Origin of the sequence: Bradyrhizobium sp. OAE829 (genome assembly GCF_040546575.1) — a bacterium.
Taxonomy (GTDB): Bacteria; Pseudomonadota; Alphaproteobacteria; order Rhizobiales; family Xanthobacteraceae; genus Bradyrhizobium.
On sequence record NZ_JBEPOE010000001.1, the window covers coordinates 1,873,893 to 1,896,335 of the forward strand.

The 22,443-nt window shown below is 62.1% G+C and carries 21 protein-coding genes; 10 read left to right on the top strand and 11 right to left on the bottom strand.

Annotated elements, in window-relative coordinates:
• Positions 1 to 9: 9 nt before the first annotated feature.
• The 7 genes from ABIE49_RS09135 to ABIE49_RS09165 all read right to left on the bottom strand — a co-directional run bounded on the left by ABIE49_RS09135 (position 10) and on the right by ABIE49_RS09165 (position 6,786).
• Positions 10 to 1,215, bottom strand: coding sequence for a CaiB/BaiF CoA transferase family protein (locus ABIE49_RS09135; protein WP_192738684.1), 1,206 nt, complete (start codon positions 1,213 to 1,215; stop codon positions 10 to 12).
• 29 nt (positions 1,216 to 1,244) lie between these two features.
• Positions 1,245 to 1,961, bottom strand: a complete 717-nt coding sequence (locus tag ABIE49_RS09140) for an ABC transporter ATP-binding protein (protein ID WP_192738685.1) — start codon at positions 1,959 to 1,961, stop codon at positions 1,245 to 1,247.
• The gene (locus ABIE49_RS09145) at positions 1,958 to 2,716 is read right to left on the bottom strand and encodes an ABC transporter ATP-binding protein (RefSeq protein WP_192738686.1); all 759 of its coding nucleotides are present in this window, start codon (positions 2,714 to 2,716) and stop codon (positions 1,958 to 1,960) included. Before ABIE49_RS09145 ends, ABIE49_RS09140 begins: the two co-directional genes overlap by 4 nt.
• A 2-nt stretch (positions 2,717 to 2,718) precedes the next feature.
• The gene (locus ABIE49_RS09150; RefSeq protein WP_192738687.1) at positions 2,719 to 3,504 is read right to left on the bottom strand and encodes an SDR family NAD(P)-dependent oxidoreductase; all 786 of its coding nucleotides are present in this window, start codon (positions 3,502 to 3,504) and stop codon (positions 2,719 to 2,721) included.
• Positions 3,501 to 4,529, bottom strand: coding sequence for a branched-chain amino acid ABC transporter permease (locus ABIE49_RS09155; RefSeq protein WP_502915873.1), 1,029 nt, complete (start codon positions 4,527 to 4,529; stop codon positions 3,501 to 3,503). Before ABIE49_RS09155 ends, ABIE49_RS09150 begins: the two co-directional genes overlap by 4 nt.
• Positions 4,526 to 5,428 (bottom strand): branched-chain amino acid ABC transporter permease, encoded by a 903-nt coding sequence (locus ABIE49_RS09160; protein WP_192738688.1) that lies wholly within the window; start codon positions 5,426 to 5,428, stop codon positions 4,526 to 4,528. Before ABIE49_RS09160 ends, ABIE49_RS09155 begins: the two co-directional genes overlap by 4 nt.
• Before the next feature lie 98 nt (positions 5,429 to 5,526).
• On the bottom strand, positions 5,527 to 6,786 hold the full coding sequence (locus ABIE49_RS09165; protein WP_192738689.1) for an ABC transporter substrate-binding protein: 1,260 nt from the start codon (positions 6,784 to 6,786) through the stop codon (positions 5,527 to 5,529).
• Positions 6,787 to 6,967: 181 nt separating this feature from the next.
• On the opposite strand from ABIE49_RS09165, the gene ABIE49_RS09170 reads away from it, so the two are divergent.
• The 7 genes from ABIE49_RS09170 to ABIE49_RS09200 all read left to right on the top strand — a co-directional run bounded on the left by ABIE49_RS09170 (position 6,968) and on the right by ABIE49_RS09200 (position 14,595).
• Positions 6,968 to 8,461: an AMP-binding protein gene (locus ABIE49_RS09170; protein ID WP_192738690.1), complete on the top strand. Its 1,494-nt coding sequence runs from the start codon at positions 6,968 to 6,970 to the stop codon at positions 8,459 to 8,461.
• Entirely contained in the window at positions 8,458 to 9,117 is a 660-nt protein-coding gene (locus ABIE49_RS09175) for a TetR/AcrR family transcriptional regulator (protein ID WP_192738691.1), read from the top strand. Before ABIE49_RS09170 ends, ABIE49_RS09175 begins: the two co-directional genes overlap by 4 nt.
• On the top strand, positions 9,107 to 9,880 hold the full coding sequence (locus ABIE49_RS09180) for an SDR family NAD(P)-dependent oxidoreductase (protein ID WP_192738692.1): 774 nt from the start codon (positions 9,107 to 9,109) through the stop codon (positions 9,878 to 9,880). Before ABIE49_RS09175 ends, ABIE49_RS09180 begins: the two co-directional genes overlap by 11 nt.
• A gap of 13 nt (positions 9,881 to 9,893) precedes the next feature.
• The gene (locus ABIE49_RS09185) at positions 9,894 to 11,804 is read left to right on the top strand and encodes a flavin-containing monooxygenase (protein WP_192738693.1); all 1,911 of its coding nucleotides are present in this window, start codon (positions 9,894 to 9,896) and stop codon (positions 11,802 to 11,804) included.
• A 585-nt stretch (positions 11,805 to 12,389) separates the two neighbouring features.
• On the top strand, positions 12,390 to 13,019 hold the full coding sequence (locus tag ABIE49_RS09190) for a 2-hydroxychromene-2-carboxylate isomerase (RefSeq protein WP_192738694.1): 630 nt from the start codon (positions 12,390 to 12,392) through the stop codon (positions 13,017 to 13,019).
• 78 nt (positions 13,020 to 13,097) lie between these two features.
• On the top strand, positions 13,098 to 13,370 hold the full coding sequence (locus tag ABIE49_RS09195) for a hypothetical protein (RefSeq protein WP_192738695.1): 273 nt from the start codon (positions 13,098 to 13,100) through the stop codon (positions 13,368 to 13,370).
• 148 nt (positions 13,371 to 13,518) lie between these two features.
• Complete coding sequence (locus ABIE49_RS09200) at positions 13,519 to 14,595, top strand: serine hydrolase domain-containing protein (protein WP_354066697.1); 1,077 nt, start codon at positions 13,519 to 13,521, stop codon at positions 14,593 to 14,595.
• Here ABIE49_RS09200 and ABIE49_RS09205 read toward each other — a convergent pair.
• Positions 14,581 to 15,591: a glutathione S-transferase N-terminal domain-containing protein gene (locus ABIE49_RS09205; RefSeq protein ID WP_192738697.1), complete on the bottom strand. Its 1,011-nt coding sequence runs from the start codon at positions 15,589 to 15,591 to the stop codon at positions 14,581 to 14,583. The two genes, ABIE49_RS09200 and ABIE49_RS09205, sit on opposite strands and share 15 nt — an antisense overlap.
• Positions 15,592 to 15,804: 213 nt before the next feature.
• Between ABIE49_RS09205 and ABIE49_RS09210 the strand changes: the two genes are divergently transcribed.
• Both ABIE49_RS09210 and ABIE49_RS09215 read left to right on the top strand, forming a co-directional pair.
• Positions 15,805 to 16,599, top strand: a complete 795-nt coding sequence (locus tag ABIE49_RS09210) for a class II aldolase/adducin family protein (RefSeq protein WP_192738698.1) — start codon at positions 15,805 to 15,807, stop codon at positions 16,597 to 16,599.
• A gap of 122 nt (positions 16,600 to 16,721) precedes the next feature.
• On the top strand, positions 16,722 to 17,663 hold the full coding sequence (locus ABIE49_RS09215) for a GAF domain-containing protein (RefSeq protein ID WP_192738699.1): 942 nt from the start codon (positions 16,722 to 16,724) through the stop codon (positions 17,661 to 17,663).
• A 9-nt stretch (positions 17,664 to 17,672) separates the two neighbouring features.
• Here the strand turns inward: ABIE49_RS09215 and ABIE49_RS09220 are convergent, their stop codons facing one another.
• The gene (locus tag ABIE49_RS09220) at positions 17,673 to 18,830 is read right to left on the bottom strand and encodes an epoxide hydrolase family protein (RefSeq protein ID WP_192738700.1); all 1,158 of its coding nucleotides are present in this window, start codon (positions 18,828 to 18,830) and stop codon (positions 17,673 to 17,675) included.
• A gap of 164 nt (positions 18,831 to 18,994) precedes the next feature.
• The gene (locus ABIE49_RS09225) at positions 18,995 to 19,813 is read right to left on the bottom strand and encodes a dienelactone hydrolase family protein (RefSeq protein WP_192738701.1); all 819 of its coding nucleotides are present in this window, start codon (positions 19,811 to 19,813) and stop codon (positions 18,995 to 18,997) included.
• Positions 19,814 to 19,947: 134 nt separating this feature from the next.
• On the opposite strand from ABIE49_RS09225, the gene ABIE49_RS09230 reads away from it, so the two are divergent.
• A complete protein-coding gene (locus tag ABIE49_RS09230; RefSeq protein ID WP_192738702.1) occupies positions 19,948 to 20,886 on the top strand; it encodes a GlxA family transcriptional regulator in 939 nt (312 codons plus the stop codon).
• Between the two features lies 1 nt (position 20,887).
• Here ABIE49_RS09230 and pdxR read toward each other — a convergent pair whose 3' ends face one another.
• Positions 20,888 to 22,366, bottom strand: coding sequence for a MocR-like pyridoxine biosynthesis transcription factor PdxR (pdxR, locus tag ABIE49_RS09235; RefSeq protein WP_210337459.1), 1,479 nt, complete (start codon positions 22,364 to 22,366; stop codon positions 20,888 to 20,890).
• Positions 22,367 to 22,443: the final 77 nt, after the last annotated feature.

Sequence of the window (22,443 nt, forward strand, 5' to 3'; positions counted from 1 at the left end):
GCCGCTTCCTTATTGTCTGGCCTGACGCACCGCGCCGGCTGCGATCAAATCATCGATGGTGCTGCGATCGAGTCCGGCCTCGGTCAGGATCGCTACGCTATCCTGTCCGATATCCGGCGCGGGGCAAAGTGCGTCTTCAGAAAGGCTGGCAATACCCGGCGTGCGCGGCGTGTAGACCGGGCCGACGCCGGGGGTATCCTGGCACACCGACGCATTGGTCGCTTCGACGTGAGGATTGCGCAGCCACTCCCCGGGATTGAGGATGCGTTCGGCAATGATATCGGCCGCATGCAACCGCGACAGCCACGCCTCGGTCGGTCGCGCCAGGAAAACCTCGCGCAGCTGCGAGATCAACGTGTCGGCCGAGTCGGCCCGGCTGGCGAAGTCCGCAAAGCGCGGATCGCTGGCGAGGTCGTCGCGCTCGATGGCCGCGCACAGGCGCTTGTATTGCGGTTCGTTGACCAGCGTCACCATCATCCAGCCATCGCTGGTCTGGTAGGAACCTGCCGGCACGTTGAGCGCCCGCGGTGCGCCGCCCTCCAGAACATGCTCGGCGACCTTGTGGCCGAGCAGCGCCGCCGTCGACTGGCAGAGATTGACGTCGATCCAGCGGCCGGTGCCGGTGGTCGCGCGCGCGAACAGCGTGGTTGATATCGCCTGGAAGGCGTAGACGCCGGTCACGACGTCGGAGACGGTCGTGCCGACGCGGTGCGGGGTCTTGTCGTTGCCGACATTGATCGACACCAGGCCGGAAAACGCCTGCGCAACGGAATCCGATCCGGGCCGCTTTGAGTAAGGTCCGCTCTGCCCGAATGCGCTCACCGAGAGATAGATCAAACCGGGATTGTCGCGCGAGAGTTCCTCGTAGCCAATTCCAAGCCTGGCGGCGACACCGGGGCGAAAGCCTTCGATCAAAACGTCGCAATCTTTCGCCAGCTTCCGGGCGATTGCGATCGCGTCCTTGTGCTTCATGTCGAGGCAGAGGCTGCGCTTGCCGCGGTTATAGACCGCCGACAGCGTCGTATGGTTTCCATAGGTCGTTCCCAGGAAACGCGACCAATCCCCCTCCGGCGGCTCGACCTTGATAACGTCAGCGCCGTAGACGCCGAGCAGCATCGCGCAGTAGGGCGAGGCGATGCCCTGCCCGAAATCAAGCACACGCAGACCCCGGTACGGTGCCTCATGCGTCGGCGTTAGCATCCGATTGACTGCCATTGTTCCCCCACACCTGGTCGGGCCGAAAGCTACAGCGCGAGATAGCGCTGACGAATGTTTTCGTTGGCTTTCAGCTCTTCGATACCGGATGTGTAGACGATCTGGCCCTTGTCGATAACCGTCGCGTGGCTCGCAAGGCCAAGGCAAAAATGCATGTTCTGCTCGGCGATCAACACCGTGGCGCCGGTGCCGCGAAGTTGTCGCAGCAATTCGCCGATCCTTTGCACGATGATCGGCGCCAGCCCCTCGCTCGGCTCGTCCAGCAGCAGCAGCGCCGGATTACCCATCAGGGTGCGGGCAATCGCCAGCATCTGCTGTTCGCCGCCCGAGAGGCGTCCCGCGATCCGGTACCGCAAGGGCTCCAGCAGCGGAAATACGTCGTAGATGCGCCGGATCGACCATTCGTCCTGGCCGTCAGGGCCCTTCTTGGCACCGATCTCCAGATTGTCCTCGACCGTATGCTCGGGGAAGATCTGGCGATCCTCCGGCACGAAGCCGAGGCCGGCGCGGGCGATGTGATGCGGCTTCAGCCCGGATACGGTCCTGCCCCGCAGGGTGACCTTGCCGCGGCGCGCCGGCGCCAGGCCCATGATCGCCTTCATCGTGGTCGACTTACCGGCGCCGTTGCGGCCGAGCAGCGCCATGGTCTCGCCCTGCCGCACCGACAGGCCGACGCCAAACAGGATCTGGCTGCTGCCGTAGAAAACGTCGAGGTCCTCGACCTGCACCACCGGCTGCGCGCTCATATCGCGGCCTCCGCGTGATGTTCGGTGCCGAGATAGGCCTCGATGACGGCCTCGTTGCGGCGAACCGCATCGGGCTTGCCGGTGGCGAGAATCCGGCCGTAGCACAGCACCACGATCTCGGGCGCGATCTTGAACACGATATCCATGTCGTGCTCGATGAAGACGACCGTGATCTTCTGTTTCTCCCAGAGCTCCCTGACCTTGTCGATCATGCGCCAGCGCTCTTCGGTGCCCATGCCGGCGGTGGGCTCGTCGAGCAGCAGGACCTTCGGATCGAGCACCAGCGCCAGCGCGATATCGAGCAGCTTCTGGTCGCCATGCGACAGCGTCGCCGCCGTCCGATTACGCTTGCTGGCCAGCCCAAGCAATTCCATCGCGTGCTCGGCGCGGTCGCGGGTTTCAGCCAGCGGAAATCTTCGATGCATAACACCGGCGCGGCGCTGATCGGCGCCGACGGCCGCCAGCATCGTTTCCTGCACCGTGAGCGAAGGAAAAATACTTGCGACCTGGAACGCGCGTCCGATGCCATGGCGCACGATCTCGGGCGGCGAGCGCCCGGCCAGATCGACGCCATTGAGCAGGATCTGGCCGGAATCCGGCTTCAGCGCCCCGGTGATCAGGTTGAAGAATGTGCTCTTGCCGGCACCATTGGGGCCGATGACAGCGGTCAACGAACCGTCAGCAAAGTCCAGCGTCACGTTGTCGGTCGCCTTGACGCCGCCGAAAGATTTCGAGAGTGCGCGAATTTCCAGCATGGCTAGCCATTCGCCTCCCGAAGTCTGCCATAGGTGCTCCATGATATACCGGCCAACCAGCCGCAATCGACCGGCAAATTGGCGCCCGTGATCGCGGACGCGGCATCGGAGGCAAGAAAGGCGACAACACGACCGATTTCGGAAGGATCGACCAGACGGCGCAGCGCGGCATTGGCTGTTAGCGCGGAGACATCCCGCTCGCCGCGATCAATCGCGTTCTTGAGCGCCGGCGTTAGCGTATAGCCCGGAGAAACGGCATTCACCCGTACGCCGGAGGGGCCCCACTCCGCGGCGAGGCATTCGGTGATCGCAATCACGGCCGCCTTGGCCGGGGCGTAGGCATGTAACGGCATCGAGCGCATGCCGGCGATCGAGGCGATGTTGACGATGCTGCCGCGTTGGCGCGCGATCATGCGCCGGGCAAAGGCGAGGCAGGCGACATAGGTGCCACGCTGGTCGACACGAACGACGTCGTCCCAGGCCGACATAGGCAAATCGTGCGGCCGCACCGGCACCTGGATGATCCCGGCACTGTTGACGAGCACGTCGACCGGCCCGCATTCGCGCTCAATCGCTTCCGCGCATGCCTCGACGCTGGTCTCGTCCCCGACATCGGCGACGTAGGCCCTGCCGCCAAATTCCGCGGCGACATCCCCTGCCTTCGCCAAATCGCGATCGACAACGATCACGAGATCGCCGCTCGCGGAGAGCTCCCGCGCGCAAGACGCGCCAATCCCGCTGGCGCCGCCCGTTACCACGCTGACCCGCGCCTTTGCCGCCGGGCTCATGATGCGCGCTCCCCGGAACGCTCGCGGCGCTGCGCGTACCATTCGATCACGAAATCCATCAGGCCTTTGCGCAGGCCGATGGCGAAGAACAGGATCACGATGCCGAGAACGATGCCGTGATATTCGGTCACACGGGTGACGGTATCGTTGAGGATCAGGAACAGCGCGGTGCCGACCATCGGCCCCAGGAATGTGGTCACGCCGCCCAGCATGTTGATGAAGATGCCCTCGCCCGAAATCGTCCAATAGGCAAACTCCGGATAAGCGCCGGAGACGAACAGCGCCATGATGATGCCGCCGGTCGAGGCGAACAGCGCCGCGAGCACGAAGATCGTCAGTTTGGCGCGCCAGACGTCGATGCCGATAAAACTCGCCCGCGTGGCGTTGTCGCGGATCATGCGCAGCGTGTAGCCGAACGGCGACTGCGCGATCTGGTGCATCAAGAACAGCCCGATCACCAAGAGCGCGCAGCTGACAATGTACAGATGCAGATGGTTCGATAGATCAATGCCCAAAAATGGCGGCCGGGGAATGCCGCCGCGCAATCCCTGATCGCCGCCGGTCAGCGACACCCAGGACAGGATGGTCGAATGGATCAGCATCTGGAACGCCAGTGTCACGAAGGCGAAATAGATTTCCTTCAGCCGCACGCAAATGGCGCCAATGACGAGGGCGACGACGAACGTGATCGCCAGCGTGGCAACGAAAGCCACCGGGACGGCGACACCGGTCTTCTGCATCATCAGCCCGAAGCCGTAGGCGCCAAGGCCAAAGAACATGCCGTGGCCAAACGACGTCAGGCCGGTGTAGCCGACCAGAAGGTTGAGCGACGTCGCGAACAGCCCATAGGCCGCGCAACGGATCACGAAGTCGAGCAGGAATTTACTGCTGGTGAGCATCGGCAGCAGGGCAAGCACGACAAAGACCGCAACCGCAATCAGCGCATCCCGATTGGGGCGCGGCCTTGACTTGGTAACGGAGTTGTCGAGCACCTTGCTCGCCTGTTCGGCCTGCAATTCGGTCACGCGACCTCCTTGCCGAACAGGCCGGTCGGGCGGGAGACCAGCACGATCACCATGAACAGATACATCAGGCCTTCCGTAAACAGGGGAAAGCCGAGCGAACCAAACGAGCGGATCATGCCGATCAGGAGCGCGCCGATCAGCGCGCCCAGGATCGAGCCCATGCCGCCGATCACGGTGACGATGAAGGATTCGATCAGCACCGAAAATCCCATTCCCGGCGTCAGCGAACGGACGGGTGCGGCGAGCGCGCCGGCCAGTCCCGCCAGCATCCCGCCGAGCGCGAACACGCCGCCATAGATCAGGCCGGTGTTGATGCCGAGCGCGGACACCATGCCCGGATTATGCGCCGCCGCGCGGATCACCTTGCCGATCCGGGTGCGGGCAAGACCGAGGCCGAGAACGATCGCGGCCACCAGCGCGACGGCGATCAGCAGCAGATAGTATGGCGGCACCACGCCGCCGGCGATGAACAGCGGCGGAATCTGGAACGCCGCCGGCATGCCCATCGACTTGAATTCCGGTCCCCAGATCATCCGTACGACATCGTCAAATATCAGCACGAAGGCGTAGCAGACGAGGACCTGCATCAGCACGTCGCGGCCGTAGACCCGGCTCATGAAGACGCGTTCGAAGATCAGGCCCAGCAGCGCGGTGCCGGCCGCACCGCACAGCATCGCCAGCGCAAAGCTGCCGGTAAACTGATAGGCCGTCATCGCGAAATAGGCACCGAACATGTAGAAAGCGCCGTGGCTGAAATTCACCACCTTGAGCACGCCGAAAATCAGCGTCAGCCCGACGGCGACGAGAAACAGCAACATGCCGATGATGAAGCCGCTGGTGGTTTGCGTCACCAGACAGGCGGAGCTGGCGAGACAGCCGGTGAGTGTATCGAGATCCAAGGAAAATATCCGTTACGGCGTGCCGGAAGAACGGCGCGTGAAAGCACCATGGAGCGGTGAACGGAGGCGGCCTGCGCTGCCTCCGTTTCGCGGATAGATCAGGTGTAACCCTTGCTCTTCTTCCACTCGGCTTCGAGTTCGAGAATGGTCTTCCAGTCGCCCGGCTTGACCTCCGGCACGTAGGGCTCTTGCGGGATCGTCGTGCCCCACCCGATCGCATAGCCGATCAGGGTCTGGTCCTCGGCCCGCATCGTCACGGTGCCGTCGGCGCCGAACGGCGATTTGATCTTGAGGCCACGCAATGCTTCCGCAATCTTCTTGCCGTCAGCGGAATTCGCCTTCTTCGAAGCCTCGGCGAGCAACATGATCGCGGTTGCGTTCTCCCACGACCAGTTGGTCGGGTACTCGTTGTATTTCGCCTTGTAGGCATCGCCCCAGGCCGCGTTCTCCGCGGTCGCAGGATAGGTCTTGATGTAGCGGTTGCCGGAATGAATGCCCTTGGGCAGGTTCTTCACCACGGTGAGCGCGGTGTAGTCGGCCATGTTGACCGCGAACACCTCCATCTGGGTGAACAGTGCATAGATGTTGGCCTGATCGATATAGGAGGTCAGGTCGCCGCCCCACAGGCAGGAATACAGCGCTTGCGGCTTGGCCTGCAGGATCTTGGTGACGACCTCGGTGTAATCAGGCTGGAACAGCTTTGGCCAGGACTCGCTGATGATCTCGACGTCAGGCGCAAAGCGCTTCAGATACAGCGTGAACTCACCGGTGGTGTCGCGGCCATAGGCGTAATCGGGCGCGCAGGTGGCCCATTTCTTCAGGCCCTTCGCCTTGGAGATCGCCGCCGCGTAGCTGCCGCCGACGATCGAGTCATGCACGCCCTGGCGCGCGGTGCGGAACGCGTTGGGAATGTGCTGCTTGGGATCGGCGGTCAGCGCCGAGGTTTCCGAATTGGTGTGAATGCAGAGCACGCCGAGATCGCGCGCGACTTCGTGCACGGCGAACGCTCCGGATGACGCCTCGGCATCGATCAGGAGTTCGCAGCCATCGGTGTTGACCAGTTCGCGCGCCACGCGGGCGGCTTCCTGCGGCTGCCCCTTGGAATCGCGGATCACCATCTCGATCTGCCGTCCGGCCAGACCGCCGGCGGCGTTGACCTTCTCGACTTCCAGCATCACGCCGTTGCGCGATGACGTTCCGAGTTGTGCCACGCGGCCGGAGAGAATGGTGGGCATGCCGACCTTGATGGTCTTGGCCTGCGCCCGCGCCACCCACGGTGTCGCGAAAGTCACGGCACCGGCGCCCATCAGCGCCAGCGTTGAACGGCGGCTGATGCCCGGTTTGCGGGTTCTCGTCATTATTCCCTCCCTCTCGGGTTTGCGTTCCCAGTTTCCTGCCCAAATCCCAGCCGGGGATCGTGCTGCCCCCATACTCCCAAGATTTCAGAGCAAAGGGGGTGACGTCAAGCCAAATATGAATTACGAGTCATAATTCATCCAACGGGAGATCAGGCCGGAATCCGGCCTTTTGAGCCGAGAAATGATCAACCTTTCGAGCTTCATCGCCTTTCACGCCAGGCGCACGCCGGGCCGCTGTGCGCTGAAATACCGCGGCGATGAGATCTGCTACGCCGACCTCCACCGCCGCATCGGCCACGTGGGCGGCTGGCTCGCCTCGCGCGGCATCGGCGCGGGCGATGTCGTCGCGGTGCTGATGAAGAACAGCACCGCGTTTCTCGAACTGGTGTTTGCAACCAGCCACATCGGCGCGGTGTTTCTGCCGATCAACTATCGGCTGTCGGCCGACGAGGTCGGCTACATCGTCGGCAATTCCGGCGCGCGCATTTTGATCGCGGACGAAGAGCTGGCCGGCATTGCAGCAGGTAACGTTCCCGTGGTGCTGCTCAATGAGGCCGCGCAATCCGGCATCTCGCGGCTCGCGCCTGACATCGCCCCCGCCCCGATGCATCCAAGACAACCGCGCGACCTGATGCGGCTGATGTACACGTCAGGCACCACCGACCGGCCCAAGGGCGTGATGCTCACCTATGAGAACATCTACTGGAAGTCGGCGGACCATACGCTGGTGCTCGGACTGAACGCCGATACGCGGTTGCTGGTGGTCGGCCCGCTCTATCATGTCGGCGCGCTGGATCTGCCGGGGATTGCCGTGCTCTGGCATGGCGGCATGCTTTCCATCCACCGCAACTTCGAACCCGAGCAGGCGCTGGCGGCGATCGAAGCCGAGAGGCTGAACGCGGCCTGGTTTGCGCCCGTGATGACCACCGCGATCCTCACCTGCCTGACCCGCGATCGCTACGACGTCTCGAGCCTGCAATGGGCGATCGGCGGCGGCGAGAAGACACCGGAAGCGCGCATCCGCAGCTTCTCCGAATATTTTGTGAACGCCCGCTATATCGACGCCTATGGCCTGACGGAAACCTGCGGCGGTGACACTTTCATGGAGCCCGGCCGTGAGATCGAAAAGATCGGATCGACCGGCCGCGCCATCGCCCATGTCGAGATCGAGATCCGCGACGATGCCGGCCATCGCCTGGCACCCGGCGAAAACGGCGAAATTTGCCTGCGCGGACCGAAGGTCACCCAAGGCTACTGGAAAGATCCCGAGAAAACCGCGGCCGCTTTCTTCGGCGATTGGTTCCGCAGCGGTGATATCGGCTATCTCGATGAAGACGGCTTTCTTTATCTCACCGACCGCAAGAAGGACATGATCATTTCCGGGGGCGAGAATATCGCGTCGTCCGAAGTCGAACGCGTGATCTATGAATTGCCGCAGGTGCGCGAATGCGCGGTCATCGGCATGCCGGACGCGCGTTGGGGCGAAAAGCCTGTCGCGATCGTGGTGCTGGGAGAAGGCGCGGCGCTGGAGCTGCCTGCCCTCACCGATCATTGCCGCACGCGGCTCGCCGGCTTCAAGGTGCCGAAGCAATTGATCATCCGCGAAAGCCTGCCACGCAACCCGTCGGGCAAGGTGCTCAAGCGCGTGCTGCGCGCCGAACTGGAGGCTTCATGACGCAGGCAACGCGAGCCAATTCCGGCAAGGTCACAAAGCTCAACCGCGTCGAGCGCAACGCCTGGACCAAGCGCAAGATTTTCGATGCCGCGACCAAGATCGTCGGCAAATACGGCTATGCCGAAGCCTCTGTCGCCCGCATCACCGAGGAAGCCGGCGTCGCGCAGGGCACGTTCTACAATCACTTCGAAAACCGCCAGGAACTGCTGGATCAGTTGCTGCCGAAAATCGGCATCGACATGGTGCGCTTCATTCGTGCGCGCACCGGCACGGCGCAGACCGCGCAGCAGGAAGTCGAACGCTTCAGCGCCTTCTTCGACTTCATCCGCGAGGTGCCGGAATTCCTGCGCATCCTCAACGAGGCCGAGTTCTTTGCGCCGATCGGCTACCAGAAGCATTTCGAGAATATCTCGACGGCCTATGTTCGTATCCTGAAGCGTGCTCGGCTTGCGGGCACGGTCGACAGCTATAGCGACGAGGAGTTCGAGGCCATCGTCCAAATACTGATGGGCGCGCGCGGCTATCTGAGCCGGCGGTATTCCTATTCGGACGGTGCGGTCACGGCCGTGCCCGACCATGTCATCTCCGCCTACCAGAAGCTGATGACGCGCGGGCTCTTCAATTCAGCCGACAAAGGCAACGACCATGAGCGCTGAGGGGATCGTTCTCGTCACCGGCGGAAGCCGCGGCATTGGCGCTGCAACCGCGACGCTGCTGGCCGAACAGGGCCAGCGTGTTGTGATCACTGACATTGCGCCGGAACCACTGGCCGGCACCAGGACGATCCTGTGGCTTACCCCGTTCGACGTCGCCAGCGAGAGCGCCGTCGTCAGCGGCATCGCCGATATCGAGACCGCCCACGGCCCGATCAGCGGCCTCGTCAATGCCGCCGGCGTGTTCGGCAAGATGCATCCGGTCGAGCGCGTGCGGATGGATCAATGGGACCGCGAGGTCAATATCGACCTGCGCGGCACATTTCTGGTCGCCCGCAGCGTCGGCGTCAAAATGGCCGAGCGCCGGCACGGCGCCATCGTCAATGTCGCCTCGGTCGCGGGCATGACCTCCGGGCCGATCCACGCCTATACGGCCGCGAAAGCCGGCGTCATCCAGATCACGCAAACGCTTGCCGCCGAATGGGGACGTACCGGCGTGCGCGTCAATGCCGTCTCTCCCGGCTTCACCCGCACCGCGGCGCTCGAAGCCGGCATTGCCTCCGGCGCGCTCAACAAGCGCCTGCTGGAAAACCCGACAGCGATGAACCGATTGGTCGAGCCGATCGAGGTCGCGCAGGCGATTGCGTGGTTGCTGTCACCGATGAGCAGCGGTGTCACCGGCATCAACCTGCCGGTCGACGCCGGATATATCGCCGGCACCACCTGGGCCGCCTATGGCGGCCTGCGCGAAGCGCCTGGCACGTAACAAGGATACGAGCATGAATATCGAGATACCCCGCAAGAAACTCGATTTGCCGTCGGCTATCGCCGAAGGCGATATCCGCGTGCTGCTGATGGTGCTGGTCCACATGACCGGCGACGAACGCTGGCTGGAGCCGCCGTACAAGCCGAGGCGCGACGTTCGCCTGATCCCCGACCCCGAGGCCGGCCTGCCCCGCGAAGTGCAGGACGAAATCCGCGCTGCTGTCGTGAAGCTGTTCGCCAATGGCGAGCCCGGGCCCGTGATATCGGATCCCGGCGACGAACTGATGCTGAAGATGATGCGCGCGACGCTCGGCGAAAACGTCACGCCGGAATATGCGCCGCTGATGCGCGAGGAAATGGGCTTTATCCCCCGCGACATCAGCTGGACCAAACCTCCGGCCGACGACAAACTGGCGCAGCAGCATGTGCTGATCGTCGGCGCCGGCGTCTGCGCCATCGCGCTTGGCGTCGCGCTGGGCCGCCTCGGCATTCCCTACACCATCGTCGAGAAGAACGCCGAACTCGGCGGCACCTGGTATGTCAATCGTTACCCCGGTTGCGGCGTCGATACGCCGAACCACTCCTACTCCTTCTCGTTCGGCGCCCGTAATCCATGGACGCGCTACTTCGCGCAGCGTCAGGAATTGCTCGACTATCTCAAGAAGGTCGCGCTTGAATACGACATTCGAAAGCACCTCCGCCTCAACACCGAACTGACGTCTGCGCGCTGGGATGAGAACAAGCGGCGCTGGATTTCGACGCTGAGGACGGCGGATAGCGAAGAGATCCTTGAGTCGAACACGCTCGTGAGCGCGATCGGCCAGCTCAACGACCCATCGCCCGCGCATTTCAAGGGCGAGGAGGATTTCAAAGGGAGGACCCTGCATTCAGCGCTATGGTCGGACGACATCAAGCTCGACGGCAAGCATGTCGCCGTCATCGGCACCGGCGCCACCGCGATGCAGCTGGTGCCGTCGATCGCGGGCCAGGTGGCATCGCTGACCGTCTATCAACGGACCGCGCAATGGGCACGACCGGTCGCGGGCTATTCCGACCCGATCAGCGACGGCGCGCAATGGCTGCTCGCCCATCTGCCATTTTATGTGCAGTGGTACCGCTTCAACATGTTCTGGCGCTACGGCGACGGGCTACTGCCGTTCCTGCGCAAGGACCCGAACTGGCCGCATCCCGACCGCGCCGTAAACAAGGGCAACGACCGCCACCGCGAGGAGTTGACGGATTTTATCCTGTCCGAACTCAAGGACCGTCCCGACCTGATTGAAAAATGCGTGCCGACTTATCCGCCCTACGGCAAGCGCATCCTGCTCGATAACAACTGGTTCAAGACGCTGACAAAGCCGAATGTCGAACTGGTCACCGACAGCATCGATCATTTCACAAGTAACGGCATTGTCGCCTCCGACGGCAAATCGCGGCCGGCCGACATCATCGTGATATCGACCGGATTCAAGGTCACCGAGATGGCGGCGCGCCTCAACATCACCGGCCGTGACGGCAAGAACCTCAGGCAGGCCTGGGCCAACGATAACCCGACCGCCTATCTCGGCCTCACCGTGCCTGATTTTCCAAACTTCTTCGTGATGCTCGGCCCGAACTCCGGGCCCGCGCATGGCGGCAGCGTAATCTTCCAGTCGGAGTGCCAGAGCCGCTACATCAGTGCCTGCCTGGTCGAGATGATCGAACGCGACATCGCCGCGATCGATGTTCGCCGCGACGCGCACGATCAGTACATCGAAAAAGTCGACGCCGAGCATGAGCAGTTGATCTGGTCTCATCCGGGCATGACGACCTATTACCGCAACGTTCAAGGTCGAGTCTTTTCAGCGATGCCGTGGCGTTTCGTCGATTACTGGGCAATGACTCATGATCCCGACTTCAACCAGTACCACCAGACCAAAGCATGAGTTCATCGCTTTAAAAATGGCGCTCAAGAGCGGAACCATCTTCCATCCGGCGGGCGTATGCACGGGAACCCAAGTGAGAATTTTCTCAGCATAAACTTGACACCTGACGATATCTGCCGCAGCATTTCAAACGCTGCACCTGTCGGGGTAGCGGAGCATTCGGCTCCCTGTTTCGCGGGAATTGGCGTCCGATCATATGGTCGAACAGCAAGCGGCGGAGGCGGACGAAAGTCCGTCGGGCCCACTCTTGGAGAGGAGCACGATGCCACCGGCTCAAGCCAGTGATCTTGCTCAACAGCAAGGTCTCGACGCAAGTTGGGTGATCAGCAGCTGCTAGCCCGTTTGCGCTGTCTAAAATCCAAACATATCCGCAGGATCGGAGTGCAAAGGCCAAGCGCTTTCGATTTTGAAAATGCACTGGTGTGTACCAGAAATCCTTCGCCTATAACGAAGATGTAGGGCCCCGCGATGCCTTAGATGCACCGGGGCCCATTCGTTTGTCTCGATGAAACCCTTCAGGGATTCCCGCAGATTGCTTCCGTCGTTTGGATCGGAAACAATTGCCCATCGGGACAGGGAATGGCGATGACGAAACCACGCGTGCGCATCTACACCGACTACAAGAGCCCCTACGCGTTCGTCGCGAACAAGCGGCTGTTCGAACTCGAGGAAGAATACGGCGTCGAGCTGGAATGGCTGCCCTATACGCTACGCGTCGCCGAATTCATGGGCACCGTGGAAGAGCGCACGCCGCATTTCTGGCGCAAGGTGCGATACGCCTATATGGATGCGCGGCGCTATGCCAACGCGCAGGGCCTCACCATGAAGGGCCCGCGGCGCATCTATGATGCCTTCTATGCCAGCGCCGGCATGCTGTTCGCGCAGCGTCATGGCCTGTTTCGTTCCTACCACGACACGGTGTTCCGGCGCTTCTGGAGCCATGATCTCGAAATCGACGAACTGTCGGATATTGCCGGCGTGATTGCATCCGTTGGCGGTTCGGCCGAGGAATTCAAAGCCTACGTCCACGGCCCGGCTCGGGCCGAACATGACCGCATCGTCGACGAGGCGGAGGAACTCGGCGTGTTCGGTGTGCCGACCATGGTGTTCAACGGCGAACTGTTCTGGGGCGGCGACCGCATCGACCTGTTGATCGAGCGCATCAAGAACCCAGACTCGATCGCAGCCGCGCTGGGCAGCCGGCACCGGAAGTGAGCCTGCCCGGCTGATGTTTTCAATCTGTTTACCAGGTTTGGCTAACCTGTCTGGTGGTTGAAACGCCGGAACCGGGGCATGTTCAGAGAAAGCCTCCCGATTGCCTATGACGCGCCTGCCGACCTGAAAAAGTGGCCCTCGCTCAGGAATGAGCGGGTCACCAGCAAGACGCCGTATCTCGTTTACAATGGAACATTGGCGGATTGCATCCGGCAATTGATGGCCAAGCCGATCAAGCAGATTTCGCTCTACGACATCGTCACCGAACGCCAGCCGGCATTCGACGGCAACGTACTTTCACCAGGCGACGCGGCCGAAATCGCGATGCGCAAAGATTTCCCGAAGGATTGATCGCGGAATCGCATTTGAGGTGGACCTTCTCCCCGGCCAAGTATGCCGCTGGCGGGCCATAAAGAAACATTTGGAAAAATTGCACTCCCGTCGTGCCCAAGCTAGGTGTTGGGAATTCGCGGGCTGAGAATTTTTGAGAGAATGCTCCATGCCACCAGCGTTAGAGGACGGATGGGCCGTTGCCTCTCCTTCCGAAGTCGGTCTCGATGCCGCTCAACTTGCCGGGCTCGGTACGCTTCTAAGGCGATGGCCAAAGCATAATGTTCACGCTGTCGTCGTCGTACGACGGGGAAAGCTTGTGTTCGAGCGCTACTTCCCCGGTATCGAACGGCACTGGATGGATTGGGGCGGCCAGGTTCAATTCTCTCCAACTCAAAAGCACGATATTCGCTCGATTTCAAAGAGCGTGGTATCACTCCTGGTCGGCATGGCGGTGAGCGAGAACAGGTTTCCTCCGCTTGAAGCGCCCGTCGTCGACTACTTCTCCGAATATGCCGATCTAAGCACGGCCAAGAAGCGGCGGATCACATTCCGGCACCTGCTGACGATGTCGCATGGACTTCGGTGGGATGAAAGTCGGAGCTGGAAAAGCCAGGCCAACAACGAGCGGCAACTTCTGGAAGCGAAGGACCCTTATCGTTACGTGCTGGAGCGGCCCATGGCGTTGCCGCCCGGCGTATCGTTCAACTACAGCGGTGGCGCCACCAGCCTGCTGGCCGCTGCTTTGGTCAAAGCGGTCGGCCAGGGAATCGATGTCTACGCCAGCGAGAAGTTGTTCAAACCGCTCGGCATCACCGACTTTGAGTGGCTGAATTTCAGCGGCTGTGCCGATGTTGCGGCATTTGCCGGATTACGGCTGAGGCCACGCGATCTCGCCAAGTTCGGCCAACTCGTCGCGGATGCGGGATGCTGGAATAGCAGACAATTGCTGCCCGCCCGATGGATCAGCGAGTCGACGACGCCCCACGTAAACGCCGAGGGAAGTGGAGCGTTATACTATGGCTATCACTGGTGGCTTGGCCGCTCCTTACTGAACGGTCACGATTTGAGTTGGATCGCCGGCTTCGGCAGTGGCGGCCAGCGTCTCTTCGTGGTGCCCAGGCTTGATCTTGTCGTCGTCATCAATGCCTTCAACTACCGACATCATGTCCCGATGGCCATTCTTAACGGGTTCGTTCTGCCTGCCGTGACAGACTTTCCGTCCCTTTCCTCAGCGGGTGATTAGGTGCGGCCAGCACCCAGTGCTTTCCAGCACCGGCTGTAACGCTGCACGATCATCCGGATTGAGCGCGGTAAACTTCTCGCGAAGCTGTTGCAGGCACTTCACCTGATATTTGAACGGCGCCAGCGCGTAAGGCAGGCCCCAGACATTGATCTCCAGCCGATCGAGACCTTTCGCGAAGGCTTCCGCGTTTGCGACAAGGAACGGCAGATAGAGTTCACCGGCAATTCTCAACAGCGCCTCCGCCATTCCGCCAAGCGCCTGCTCTCGCGGACACCATTCGCCCTCGACACCGGAAGCGTCGTCCAGCCGCCGTACCCAATGATCGGTAAAGGGCGCCTTCTCGCGTATGATCCGCATCGGCGTCGGATCGGTCGCCATCTCGCTGAGCTGGCCAAACCAGGCGAAATCGGCAAGCGACGGCCGGCTGCCGAACAGATAATTCGTCATGCCGACATGCGGCTCGAACGCGGCAAGCATCCGCAAGTAACTTTCTTCGAGCAGCGGCTTGTTCTCCGCGGTCGCACCGAGAATAACCATCCGTGAAATCTGCCGCTGGCGGAACTGCTCGGTCTCCTCAGGGCTGCCGGTTACAGCCTCCGACACCGACCACTCTTCGCCGGCCCAGCGCGAAACATAGGCCTGATCCTCCGGATCCCACCATCGATACAGAAACAACGGCTTGACCGCCCATTCGTCGGCTAGGTCTTCCAGCAGGTCGCACACGAATGCGACCGCCTTGTCATCGGGGATGACGGACCGGTCCCGGTGGCGGCTTTCCAGATCATAGGCCAGCGCCGTGGTTTCGCCACGAAACGTGCCATCAGGATATTGCAGCACCGGGATCAGGTTCGGCCGCAGATGTTCGGTCGCTTTGCGCAGCGCCTTGGTCATGATGACCCAGTCGAAAGGAATCCGGCGATAACGCATCAGTGCGCGCAGCTTGATGGCGTAAGGCGACGCGGTCGATCCGATCAGCCGATAGCGGCCTTCAGTCATGGTACTCCCTCGATCGTCCCAAACCTGAACGCTGGACACGCGATACTGGCATCGAGGCGGATTTGCGCCAACCGGTGCATTCGGATTTCGCCCGTCAGCCCTGCAATAAACCGGCATGGCTTGCCTTGCGGCGCAGCGAGTTCTGCAGCTATCGTACGCCTGAATTATCGGGCCCTGCCCGACCCAATAAATACCGCCTAGTGGAGAAACGCCATGAATCCCCCCGTCAGTTCGCCTGCCATCAAGGTCGTGAGATCGGTTCGCGAACAGGTCAGTGCGGAGGAATGGCAGGCACGAGTGGATCTGGCGGCCTGTTACCGTCTGACGGCGATGTACGGGATGACCGAGATGGTTGCCAACCACATCTCCTGCCGGGTGCCGGGAACTACGGACCAGTTCCTGATCAACGCATACGGCATGCTGTACGAAGAAATCGATGCTTCCAGCCTGATCAAGGTCGATGTCAACGGCAACACGCTGTTCAATGCATCCGACTATGACGTCAATGTCGCCGGCTTCGTCATTCACAGCGCCATCCACATGGCCAAGCACGACATGGATTGCGTGGCGCATACGCACACCCCGGCCGGCATGGCGGTCTCGGCGATGGAGTGCGGACTGCTGCCGCTGGCGCAGACTTCGATGCGGTTCCTCCACGTCGCGTATCATGATTTCGAAGGCATCGCCGATGACGTCGACGAGCGCGCGCGGCTGGTGCGGGACCTTGGCGATCATGAAGCCATGATCCTGCGCAACCACGGCCTGCTTGTCGTCGGCCGGACCGTCCCGGCCGCATTCAACGTGCTGTTCCGGCTGGAGCGCGCCTGCCAGGTGCAGATCATGGCGCTATCCTGCAACACCAAACTGATCTATCCGCCGCAAAACGTCCTCGAAGAAACCTACGACAAGATGCGACCGCGGGTCGACCGGCCCGCCCGGAATGGCGAGCTCGCCTGGCCCGCGCTGCTGCGCAAGCTGGACCGCACCGATCCGTCCTATCGCAATTGAGGTTCCCTCCCGCCGGTTAACACTTCGCACGATCTTTGGGCGCGCCTTGCCTGTAATTTGATCGCACACACCGTCGCTAAATCGCCGATGCTGGTCGTCGATGAGGCGATAGGTGCGGCCCGATGAAGACGTTCATTCGAGTGGTTGAACTGTGGGTGCCGGACCGGACCCGCACGCGTCTGGAGTTCGGCGGCAGTCTTTGCAGCGAGGAGTATTCGGAGTTCAAGGCTATCAGCGAAAATGCGCTGTTTGCCTTTGATGAAGGGTTGCCCGGCAAGGCCTGGGCCTCCGGACATCCGGTCATTCTCACCAAATTTGCCAACTCCTACTTCAAACGGACCGACGAGGCGATCGAAGCCGGGTTGACCTGTGGCGTGGCGCTGCCGGTGTTCGCCGGTGAATTCCTGATGGCTGTCATGGTGCTGTTCTGCGGCGACGACGAGAAGCACGTCGGCGCCATCGAACTCTGGCACAATGATGCCGACGTCAGCCACGAAATGGGGCTTGTCGACGGCTATTATGGCACCGCTGACATGTTCGAGTTCAACTCACGGCACACCAAGTTTCCGCGGGGCTTTGGCCTGCCCGGGCGGACCTGGAAAGCCGGCATGCCGCTGATCATCAAGGACCTGCACAATTCCAAGCGTTTCCTGCGCTGGGAAGAAGCTTCCGAAATCGGCATCAATTGCGGCGTCGGCATTCCCTACACGACGTCACCTGAAAAAACCTGGGTGATGACGTTCCTGTCCGCGCAGGCCACCCCGATCGCCAAGCGTTTTGAAATCTGGGTACCGAATCCATCGCGATCGGCACTGGTCTTTCATTCCGGCGATTGCAGCAGGAATACCGAGCTTGAATCGATTTACGCGTCAAAGAGCATCGGCAAAGGCGAAGGCAGCATCGGCGGGGCCTGGGCGACGGGCATGCCCGCGATCAACGAGCATCTGAAGGTCGATGAGTCAGTTGCGGCGCAGGCAGCGCGCGCGGCCGGGATGAATCAGATCGTCGTGCTGCCGGTGATCGAGAACGCGCTGCTCAAGGCCGTCCTCGCCTGGTATCTCTGAACGATCGGATCAACGCGCCATAGGCTGGCGCAACGTCCCAAAGAAGTCACGCACCTCGCGCACAAACAGCTCAGGCTGCTCGAAGGCTGCGAAGTGGCCGCCCTTCGGCATTTCGCGCCAGTGCCGGATATCGGTGTAGCTTCCTTCCATCCACCGCCGTACCGGCGTGACGATCTCCTTGGGAAACACGGCAACCCCGCTCGGGATCGTCACCTTGTGGGGTGTCCGGCGCTTCGGCCCGAAACTCTCCCAATAGAGACGCGCCGACGAGGCCGCGGTCGCCGTCACCCAATACAGCATGACATTGTCGAGCAGTTCGTCGCGGCTGAGGATGTTTTCGGGATGCCCGTCGCAATCGGTCCACGCCCAGAATTTCTCGAGAATCCACGCCGCCTGGCCGCTCGGCGAATCCGTCAGCCCATAGCCCAGGGTTTGCGGCCGGGTCGATTGCTGCTTGGAATAGCCGGAATCCCAGTCGGCATAGTATTTAATGCCCTGCAGCGCCCGCGCCTCCTCCGGCGTCGGCTGACCGTCCACGTTGGGGCGCGCCGACATCGCCAGCGTGATGTGAATGCCGGCGCAATGTTCGCCATCCTGCGCGCCCAGCGCGGTCGTCACCGCCGAGCCCCAGTCGCCGCCTTGCGCGCCGTAACGCGCATAACCGAGACGGCTCATCAGCACCGCCCAGGCGGCGGCAATGCGATCGACTCCCCAGCCTGACGTGGTTGGCTTGGCCGAAAAGCCGAATCCGGGCAGCGACGGACAAACGACGTGAAACGCGTCGGCGGCGTTGCCGCCGTGTGCGGTCGGGTTGGTGAGCGGCTCGATTACCTTGTGGAACTCGACCACGGAGCCCGGCCAGCCATGGGTGATGATCAGCGGCATCGCCTGCGGATGCGGCGAGCGGACGTGCAGGAAGTGAATATCGAGGCCGTCGATTTCGGTCGTAAACTGCGTAAAGCGATTGAGGCGTGCCTCGCGGGCGCGCCAGTCATATTCGTCGGCCCAGTACCGGCAAATATCCCTGATCCATTTCAACGGCGCGCCCTGGCTCCAGTCGTCGACCAATTCGGCCTCCGGCCAGCGCGTGTTCCGCAACCGCGACTTCAGATCGTCGAGCACATCGTCGCCGACCGAGATGCGATAGGGTTTGATTTCAGCGCTCATGAACAATTCTCACAATGCCTGATGACAAGCTGCAATTGCATCCTGCCGACTTTGGTGCGTGACATTACGCAGACGCGTCAGCTTGATGCAAATTGACGGGTTGGTCGAGACTTCCGAAGCGCTGTCGAATGATCCTTCCTTGGCAGTTGTGCGGCGCTGGCGCGTCAGGGGGCCAGACGCCGCTTGAAGAAGCCCAAAATCTCGTCGCGGGCTGCGATGGTCGGCTGGCCGGCTTCGTCGATCAGGTGGGCGGTCACGACACTGTGCGGCGTCGAGACGTAGCGCTCAAAGAACTCGGGAACATCGGTGTTCGCCACATTGTCGGGAAGCACCCGGCCGATAAAGCGGTCGCCAAGCGCCTCCTGATAGGCCGCAAAGCGCTGCGCCATGCAGAATTTGTCGCCCTCGAAGCGATAGGCCAGCACGGTCAGATCTTCCCGGTCGAGCCGTTCGCGGACGGCCTTGATTTCATCCGGCGCGATTTCGATGCCGGCCGGATCGTTCAGCGGCAGCGACGGCTGGGACAGGACCGGCGCCAGCATCGATCGCTCCAGCATCATCGTCAGCGCGAAATTTCCTGTAAAACACATCCCGATGGCGCCGACGCCGGGACCGCCGCACTCCCCATGCGCAAATCTCGCCAGCGACCGCAGCCACTGCGTCACCGGGCTTGATTGATTGGCGGCCAAGGCCCGGAACTCAGCGCTGACACAGGCGCGTTGAAACACGGCGGTGCCCTCTTCCACATTGGGAACAGCGCCATCGCGGCCGAACAGCGAAGGCATGTAGACCGTGAACCCGGCGTCGCGCACCCAGCGGGCGAAACGCGCGACGTAAGGGCTGATGCCTGGCATCTCCGTCATCACGATCACCGCGGGCCCACTGCCGGCGACATGCACCGCCTTGGTGAGACCATCCAGTGCAATATCGCGGCGCTTGAAATCCTCGAGCGGGTCGTCCTGCTTCACGGATCGCTTTGGCATCTGGCATCACTCCCTGCGCGCAACGATCGGCGCCGCCGGATTTGAGGACGCCGCGTCAGCCTTGATGCCGATCATTGCGATACCGCGCCGGATTGCCTAGTGTCAAAAATGACATTGATCGGGGATTTTTGGACATGACCAGGGTGACGGTCGTTGAAATCGAGGGCTGCCTGGCTTCCGGCGCCGCCATCACCCATGACGTGATGGCGACTGCCAACCAGATCAGCAAGACGGCCAAACGCGCTATGGCGTTCGATGTCACGACGGTGCGCCTGGGCCCGCGCCGAAAACGGGAAAGGCTGCGTGGCGCCGACCTCGTCATTGTCCCGGGCCTTGGCCTCGGAGTTGCGTCAGCGGACGAACTCGACGCGAAACTGAAGAGCACGGCCTGCCGGCGTGCTTGCGACATGCTGATTCAATCGTTCGAAGCCGGCGCCGCGATCGCGGCGGCGTGCGCAAGCACTTTCCTGCTCGCGGAAACCGGATTGCTGGACGGCCGGCGGGCGACCACGACCTGGTGGCTCGGCCCGCTGTTCCGCGAGCGCTATCCGACGGTCGAACTCGTGAGCGACCGGATTGTCGTCGCCGATTGGCCAATTGCGACCGGCGGCGCGGCGATGGCGCAGATGGATTTGATGCTTGCGATCGTCGGCAAGTTTGCCGGACCGAAGCTGGCCAGCGCCTGCGCCAATTATCTGCTGCTGGATAAACGGCGCTCCCAGGTGCCGTTCATGGCGATCAATTATCTGGCGAGCCAGGACCCGAAAATCGCGAGGGCGGAAAAATGGGTGCGGGAAAATATCGCACGCGATTTTGCGATCGAGGAACTCGCCGAGGCCGTCGCGCTCGCGCCGCGCACATTTGCCCGGCGCATCGCGGCGACCTGCGGCGTCTCGCCCATTCAGTTCGTTCAACGCATCCGGCTTGAGACCGCCAGATACCTGCTCGAAACCACGCGCCTGTCGGTCGATCAAATTTCCCGGCAAGTCGGCTATGCGGAGCCGTCCACCCTTCGCCGCCTGATCCGGCGCGATACCAAACATTCACCCGGGCATTTCCGTCCTGCGGCCTGAATCATCGCCCGCGGAGATTCCTCGCGATCGTCTTGCCGATAAGTTCGGCACCGGCATCGATTTCGGTTTCATTCCAGGCGGCAAATCCAAGAAACAACCCGTGCTCGGCGGTCTTGCCGGTAAAGTGGCGGGAAAGCGGCCGCGCCGTAATGCCAACCTTGGCCAGATCGGCCACGAGACGGCAATCATCCGATCCCGGTTCCAGCCGTGCGAGAAGTTGCATGCCGCCGGCCGGCGGCGTGATCGCGAGCTTGCTTCCGGCCGCTGAAGCCAGGGCATGTGTCAGCCGGTCACGGCGGCCGCGATAGATGCGGGTCATCCGGCGAATATGGGCTGCGAAATCGCCGTCGCCGATAAACTCCGCCAGCGCGAGCTGGATCGCACCCATCACCATTTGGCCGGTATGCCGCTGCATCCTCTCGAATGTCTCAACGAGGCCGTCGGGCACGATCGCATAGCCCACGCGGATATCCGGCAACATCGGTTTCGAGAAGGTCCCGACATAGAAGACGTTGCCGGCGGTATCGATGCCCTGCAACGCGACCACCGGCCGGCCGTCGAAATGAAACTCGCTGTCGTAGTCGTCCTCGATAACAGCCGCGCCCGCTTCCGCGGCGAACGCCAAAAGTTCCTGCCGCCGCTTGATCGGCATCAGCCTGCCCGTCGGGTATTGATGCGAGGGTGTGCAGAAAATCAGCCGCGGACGATCCGTCCGCCCCGCGAGGCGCAACCCGCTGCGATCCAGCGTCACTCCCTTGACCCGTGCACCGGTCGCCTCAAGCGCCACGCGCGCGCCGCCATATCCCGGGCTTTCGATCCACGCCAGATCGCCCTCATTGAGCAGGACCCGCGAGATCAATTCGATGGCCGCCTGGGCCGACGAAGTAATGATCAGCCTGCGCGCGTCGGCCTTGACGCCGCGATGCTCCACGAGATGGCTGAGCAACGCCGCGCGAAGCGCCGGATGGTTGGCCCTGATTCCCGCCGCATGCCTGCTGCGGGCCGCACGGCGCAGACAGCGCGCCCACACCTCGTGTGGAAACTCGCGGGCATCGGCGAGCCCCGGAGCAAATGGCCGCGGACTCCCTCCTTCGTTCGTGAAGTGCCAGTCCGACCGGCTGACCTGCCTCGCCCAACGGGAGACCCGCATGAAGCCGGAAGGCTCATGATCCAAAGATTGATCACCGGAGACCAGCTGCATTTTCTCGACCGCCGCGACCACCGGCCTGCGTCCGCGTGCGACGACGATGTAACCCTCCACCGCCAGCTGATCGATGACGGTGGAGACCGTGTTTCGCGAGACGGCGAAATCCTCCGCCAGCACCCGGCTGGACGGCAGCCGGTATCCGCGCGGCAAGGCGCCCGACAGGATTGCGGTGCGCAGGCGATCGTAGATCTGGCGTGTCAGGCTCCCGCCATCCTGCGGGACGAACTTCAGATCGATCGTTCCGGAGAGCAGGCTGGACAAAACTGGCTCCATGATTTTCCTGAAAATGGACCTATCAATCGTGCCAGTCAAGGTTATGGTTTGTGCGGCCCAATCCGCCAATAGGGATC

Excerpts from the sequence above, each read along its gene's own strand:
- ABIE49_RS09170 (WP_192738690.1), top strand. The coding sequence starts at position 6,968 with ATGATCAACCTTTCGAGCTTCATCGCCTTTCACGCCAGGCGCACGCCG.
- ABIE49_RS09205 (WP_192738697.1), bottom strand. The coding sequence starts at position 15,591 with ATGACTGAAGGCCGCTATCGGCTGATCGGATCGACCGCGTCGCCTTAC.
- ABIE49_RS09165 (WP_192738689.1), bottom strand. The coding sequence starts at position 6,786 with ATGACGAGAACCCGCAAACCGGGCATCAGCCGCCGTTCAACGCTGGCG.
- ABIE49_RS09175 (WP_192738691.1), top strand. The coding sequence starts at position 8,458 with ATGACGCAGGCAACGCGAGCCAATTCCGGCAAGGTCACAAAGCTCAAC.
- ABIE49_RS09220 (WP_192738700.1), bottom strand. The coding sequence starts at position 18,830 with ATGAGCGCTGAAATCAAACCCTATCGCATCTCGGTCGGCGACGATGTG.
- ABIE49_RS09210 (WP_192738698.1), top strand. The coding sequence starts at position 15,805 with ATGAATCCCCCCGTCAGTTCGCCTGCCATCAAGGTCGTGAGATCGGTT.
- ABIE49_RS09150 (WP_192738687.1), bottom strand. The coding sequence starts at position 3,504 with ATGAGCCCGGCGGCAAAGGCGCGGGTCAGCGTGGTAACGGGCGGCGCC.
- ABIE49_RS09185 (WP_192738693.1), top strand. The coding sequence starts at position 9,894 with ATGAATATCGAGATACCCCGCAAGAAACTCGATTTGCCGTCGGCTATC.
- ABIE49_RS09195 (WP_192738695.1), top strand. The coding sequence starts at position 13,098 with ATGTTCAGAGAAAGCCTCCCGATTGCCTATGACGCGCCTGCCGACCTG.
- ABIE49_RS09190 (WP_192738694.1), top strand. The coding sequence starts at position 12,390 with ATGACGAAACCACGCGTGCGCATCTACACCGACTACAAGAGCCCCTAC.
- ABIE49_RS09140 (WP_192738685.1), bottom strand. The coding sequence starts at position 1,961 with ATGAGCGCGCAGCCGGTGGTGCAGGTCGAGGACCTCGACGTTTTCTAC.
- ABIE49_RS09225 (WP_192738701.1), bottom strand. The coding sequence starts at position 19,813 with ATGCCAAAGCGATCCGTGAAGCAGGACGACCCGCTCGAGGATTTCAAG.
- pdxR (WP_210337459.1), bottom strand. The coding sequence starts at position 22,366 with ATGGAGCCAGTTTTGTCCAGCCTGCTCTCCGGAACGATCGATCTGAAG.
- ABIE49_RS09200 (WP_354066697.1), top strand. The coding sequence starts at position 13,519 with ATGCCACCAGCGTTAGAGGACGGATGGGCCGTTGCCTCTCCTTCCGAA.
- ABIE49_RS09135 (WP_192738684.1), bottom strand. The coding sequence starts at position 1,215 with ATGGCAGTCAATCGGATGCTAACGCCGACGCATGAGGCACCGTACCGG.
- ABIE49_RS09145 (WP_192738686.1), bottom strand. The coding sequence starts at position 2,716 with ATGCTGGAAATTCGCGCACTCTCGAAATCTTTCGGCGGCGTCAAGGCG.
- ABIE49_RS09230 (WP_192738702.1), top strand. The coding sequence starts at position 19,948 with ATGACCAGGGTGACGGTCGTTGAAATCGAGGGCTGCCTGGCTTCCGGC.
- ABIE49_RS09180 (WP_192738692.1), top strand. The coding sequence starts at position 9,107 with ATGAGCGCTGAGGGGATCGTTCTCGTCACCGGCGGAAGCCGCGGCATT.
- ABIE49_RS09215 (WP_192738699.1), top strand. The coding sequence starts at position 16,722 with ATGAAGACGTTCATTCGAGTGGTTGAACTGTGGGTGCCGGACCGGACC.